Here is a 5,307-nt window from a genome sequence, read left to right as displayed (position 1 = left end):
CCCTGGCAGATGATCTTGTTCAGGACGCCTGCCTGAAAGCATGGTCATGCGCCGATACATTCGATGCAGCGCAGCCCATGCGTCCGTGGATATTCCGCATCCTTCGTAATGAATACTATATGATGCTGCGCCGCGCCTGGCGGACGGTGAACGTCGAGCCGGAATTTGCAGAGGCTGCGCTTGTCCAGAACGGCGACCAGGAAGTCCGGCAGGACTTCATCCGTATGGAGCAGATCATTTATTCGCTCCCGGATGCCCAGCGCGACGCCCTGCTTCTCGTGCTCGCGGCCGGTCTGACGTATGAAGAGGCAGCTCTCGTTTGTCGCTGCTCGGCCGGAACGGTCAAAAGCCGGGTGAGCCGTGCCCGGGAGGCCGTAATCGCGCGTTTTGAGTCTCAGGAGTCGACCCTTCGCTGCATTAAGGGCGGTGCGCCCCAGCATTTGTCAGACCTTCTGGACCAGATTGACCTCTTTGCAGATCAGCGGGCCGTCGCCTGAACACTTGTTGGCTGTTTAGCCTTCGGCGATGATCGCCTTCAGCCCGCAAACACGGATTTGAACATCCAGCCCGCCAGCGACCGGCCGCTCAGGTGCTGCTCGTCCTGCATGTCGAAGACCATAAGCGTGACACGTCCAAAGGGGGCGGCCTCGAGATCATCGCGAACGGCGTCGAAGCCCATCGAGGCATAGAAATCGACCATTGAGGGCTCTGCGAGAATGGCGATGTAACGGCGCTTTTCCGCCGTCACGAATGCCAGGATCGCACGCATGACAGGCCCCAGCGATTTCGAGCCCCTCCTGTCGGGCGACGTCACGAGTTTGGATACAATGACGGCGCCCTGGTCAGGCCGCGGCAGCGAATTGCGAAGGTCGAACACGTCAAAACCGGCCTGCGGGGCCAGAGGGTCGACCGGGATAACTTGCGCGCTTGAGATGAGGTGTGCGCCGTCAAACAACGCGAACGTCACGCCAAGCCTGTCCGCAGTGTCGGTCAGAAGGCGCGCTTCATGATCAGCGCCGGCCATTTCGAATTTTTTCTCCGCGCAATAGACGCGGTAGCGCAGATGCTGGACCAGAGGCAGCATGCGTTCATCGGCGACGACAAGTTCGAATTCACTCATAAGGATCGTCCGTGACCGCCCAGGCTCTAAGAGCGGTATCAAACGCGATTCTGTAGCGGGCGCGACCACCGGGTCCAATCGCGAATGGCATGTCGAGACCGACACGGCGCGGGTGGATGCCCCACTTGCGGGCAAAGTGCTCCTTGATGGCGACGGCTCTGACGAGCTCGGCTCCCGTACGGCCTTCGCAGCCCCATGCGGCCGATACCGTTCCTGGCAGCCAGTCGCAGGCAATGACATCCGCAGGCGAGAGCAGGGTGCGCGCTCCGTCCCAGCGGCTCAGCGCCGCGGGGTGATCGCTTCTGGCACCCGTCAGAAAGCCCCGCCGGTCCTTGGCGCTGAGGTCCGACATTGGGCCCTTGGGGTAGGCTTTCTCAATCAGTTCAAGACGCGCCCAGAGCGTGTCATCGAGATAGGCCTCGATCGTCACCGGGAGATTTCCATTGACCGGATCAGGAATGCCAGGCCTGCCGCGGACCGTTAGAACGCCATTGTCTGGCACGTCAGAGCAGATGATCAGCCTGTCGATGCGGACAGGGTAGATCGCGTATCCCTCAGTGCCAGGGAACCATTCTTCAGGCGTTTCATGCGGCGGCCCGTGCACCAGCCCGTCGAGAATGACGGGATCGAACGGGTCGCCGGGCGTTGCGGCGCAGGCGAGATCGAGCTTCGCCTCAAAGCCGGACGCGCTGCGGCGCAATTCGGTGACGGGCTGGAGCTTCTCGCCGTGAAACAGGTCTGCACTTCTGTAAGGATTGGCGCGCTTGCGGCCATGTTTGCCGGACCCGATCGTGCCTCTTGGCGGGCGAACGGGATTGGAAATCCTTCCGGCCGATATGTCGTACCAGGGCGCGTCTCCCGATAGACCGTCGCGGCCCCTGAGGCGGACCTGGCCATCCTGGCCGGCAAGGACTTCAACGCTCAACCCAGCTTCGCCGATACTGGCCCAGCGGGTCGGCGCAAAGGATTCCAGTTCAATCGGATAGGGCGCTTTCTTGTTTCTCGCCGTCTCTCTCAATGCCATGCCAGCCTGAGCGAGCAGGGGCAGCGCCGGGATTGTGTAAGTGGGCCTGTGCGCATTCGCCCAGTCATCAGTCTCCCGGTCGAATTTCAAGATGGATCGTGCTGCTGGTGTGCCACCGTCTGCCTTGAGCACGATGCTGATGCCGCGCATTTCATAGATGCGCATGCCGTCTACCCAGATCGATCCCGTGCCGATGACCCGCATATGGCCGTCCTGCTCGACAATGTCGGTGATTTCGACGATCGGGGTAACCAGGCCGGCCGTTGGATTAACTTGTCCGCGATACGTCCAGACAAGGTCTTCTTCTGGCGCGATTGGTTCCCAGACCGGCGCATCGAAACGGTCTGCCAGCCCTTTCAGGTCCGCGGCCCGCGCCAGAAGCTGCACCAGCATTTCAAGTCCGAGCGAACCGGGCTGGACCGGGTCAGAGAAGAAGTGAGCCCTGAAATACCAGGCATATGGATTGACGGTCTGGCGCGCACGAATACGGCCCTTGCCCGCTTCGCCGCTGTCAGGCTCGAACCGGTCGATCACATCGAACAGGGCCAGCCGGTTTGACGAGACAGGCAGCAGGGTGTCCGCCTCGCTTGGCGGGTCGGCGGGCGCATCGAAAAAGGCCTGTTGCTCGTCACTCGCTTTCAGTCCGGCCTGCGAGGCGAGCGCCGCCTTGGTGAAAAAGCCGAAGCTCGTTTCCAGAGAGACGACCGGCGTGCCGTCATCGAGCGTGGCGTCCAGGGCGAAGAACACGATCGTCATCGGCCCGATGCGTGAGCAGCGTGTCAGCGTGGTCTGTGTCCGGATGAGGCCATCTTCGGGGCGCACCTGCCGGTGGGTCTTGCCGTTCCCATCGAGATTGCGGAAGCGTGTTTCGCCGGATAGCGCGAAGCCGGAATAGGAGGCGAGCCAGCCGCAGGGCTGCAGGATAACTTCCGTCAGCACGCTGAACGGCATTGTGCCTGTGCCGCCATCTTCGAAATACCAGGCGTCGGGTGGAATGTCGTATTCAGTGACCGCCGTCAAACCGGCTTTCTGCGCGCCTGCCGGGCCGGAGACCGACAGCACCCGGCTGACCATATGATAAGGCGGCTGCGGCAGGCGGGGCACGGTTCCGCCCTTGTCGAAGGGCGCATACATCTCGCCAAAGGCACGGCTGGGCGCGCCTGATCCGCACTCGAGAAGGGCGGCCTCATCGCCCCGCACATCGCACTCGTCATTGACATAATGTGGGATACGGCGGCCCTTCACCGTGACCGGCCAGTGTCTTCGCAGGCGAACCCCGAAGCGAGGGCAGTAAAAGACTTTGCGGCCATCTGAACGCGCGAGCAGGCTCGCAAACACCATCGGTTCTTCGCCATCGATGATCTCGTCGACGAAGACTTCGTAAGTCACCTCGTGGTCCTCCTCGGGCGTGACCTGTCCACGGCAGTAGAAGACGGCCTGTTCGCCCGTTGCAGGCTCGAACACATGGCTGTCGCGCTCAATCGTCAGGCCTAGCGCTGCTGCGGTGAACTCGAGCGTCTGCACGGCAGCTTCGGCCATCAGCGTGCCGGGCATGCACGGGTCCTCATGGAAATGACCATCATAGAACCAGGCATCTTTCGGAACGTGGTGGCGGGCTTTGAGATATCCACGGCCCCAGGGGCCACCGGCCGGCTCGAACGCTACGACCTCATCAAAAAGCGCCAGCCGGCCTGACGGCAATTTCGCCGGACGCGAATGAGGAGCCGCACGTTCAAAGCCCGCCCCGAAACAATCGAACGTATCGCCGGCCCGGAACGCGGCGACTTCGGACTCGGAAAACTGTGTCTTGGCGGACGGCTTGGTTTGAGCCAGGCGCGGGCTCTCCGTTGGCGGGCCATCTTCGGCCGCGTCCCAGAGAACGCCCTTTGAGCTCGCCAGTTCTTCATCAGTAAAGAATCCAGCTTGACCATTGCGGACGGAGAGAAGCAGGCGGTCATCAGCGTAGCAGTCATACTCAAAGAAGAACATGCGCACGCCGGAAAGCTTCGCATGCCCCTTGATCGAGATCTGGAAGCGCAGTGTTTCGCCAATGCGCGGCAGGCCGCCCTCATGGAAGGTAAGCTCGCAACCGAGGAGCCGGTAGACGCGGTCCGAACAATTGAGCAGGTCTGCGCCCATCCAGGAGATGAGTGCAAGATCAGCCTGGCCAGCTTCGATCAGAGGCCCTGGCCGCTGCACACCGTCCGATACCGCCCAATGGCCGTCGACAACATCCGTCTCCGTCCAGATCGTCCCCTTGCCCTGAACAAGCGCTTCGGCGTCTATGCCTGTGATCCGATCACACAGCAGCATTGGCGGTCTCGGCATGCGGACCTGCCGGCGGAAGCCATCCTGACCGGTAAACACCTCGCCGAAAACGTCAGAAATATTGCCAGCCGCGGCGTGTTCGAGCTGCGCCCGGCTGAAGCTCGACCCGACAGGATTGCGCCGCTCCAGGGGTCGGATAGACGGTTTCAGACCCGGACTGGATTTGGGAATTCGTTGGGGCGCGGAGGTGATCGCCGGCTTGTCTCGTTCACGCGGTTCAGGGCGGTCCAGGAGCTGGACATCCTGACCTGCCGGATCGCGCCAGGATGATCCGGGCGCCAAGGGAAGCGTTCGACCTGTCGACGGGCGGGCTGCCACGGGCGTGAACGGACCGTTCGTCCTCCCGGCTGGCGGTTCAATACGCCGCCGGGTATCGGGTGGACGCTGCATCAGGCGCGGCGGCGCTGCGTGCGCTGGAAAAGCGATTTCGCCGGGTTTCGATGGTCGCAGACTGATGGCATTGGCGCGGGCGGCGTCAAGGCCCGCCTGCAGCCTCGCCATATCCACATCGTGCCCCGCGGCGAAAACTGCCGCGCAGGCATGGGCGATATCTGACAGGTCGGGCTGGCCAAAACGGTCCATTGCGGCGGCCTGAACCCCACTGCCCAGCGTTTCCCGGATGGCGTGGGTGAGGGTGTCTCGAGGCCCGATCTCGATGAACGTCCTGACGCCGTCGCTGAACGCCTGCTGGAGGGTCTTCGGGAAGTTCACTTCACTGGCGGCCTGCCGTGTTAGCATGTCTGCGACGGTCTCGGCATCGGGGATATAGGCGGCGTTTGTCGCGTTTGCGTAGAAGCGAATGCCCTCTGGCGCTCTAGTCTTGCGATGGTGCAGG

2 protein-coding genes and 1 pseudogene are annotated in these 5,307 nt (G+C 62.4%); 1 reads left to right on the top strand and 2 read right to left on the bottom strand.

All coding sequences use genetic code 11. From position 1 onward, the window contains the following. Positions 1-497 (top strand): sigma-70 family RNA polymerase sigma factor (locus WA989_RS17770; RefSeq protein WP_424341806.1); only part of this gene is annotated, 497 nt, incomplete at its 5' end. Between the two features lie 38 nt (positions 498-535). On the opposite strand, the gene WA989_RS17765 is transcribed toward WA989_RS17770, so the two are convergent. Together WA989_RS17765 and WA989_RS17760 are read right to left on the bottom strand one after the other, a co-directional pair. Beyond that, on the bottom strand, positions 536-1,120 hold the full coding sequence (locus WA989_RS17765; protein WP_424341805.1) for a hypothetical protein: 585 nt from the start codon (positions 1,118-1,120) through the stop codon (positions 536-538). After that, a pseudogene (locus WA989_RS17760) lies at positions 1,113-5,307 on the bottom strand (beta-ketoacyl synthase); the annotation flags it as partial. The gene WA989_RS17765 and the pseudogene WA989_RS17760, both read right to left, overlap by 8 nt.

It is taken from the genome of Henriciella sp., assembly GCF_049649345.1.
Classification (GTDB): Bacteria; Pseudomonadota; Alphaproteobacteria; order Caulobacterales; family Hyphomonadaceae; genus Henriciella.
The sequence above is the reverse complement of the archived record's forward strand: the minus strand, read 5'-3'. Positions and strand labels throughout refer to the sequence as shown.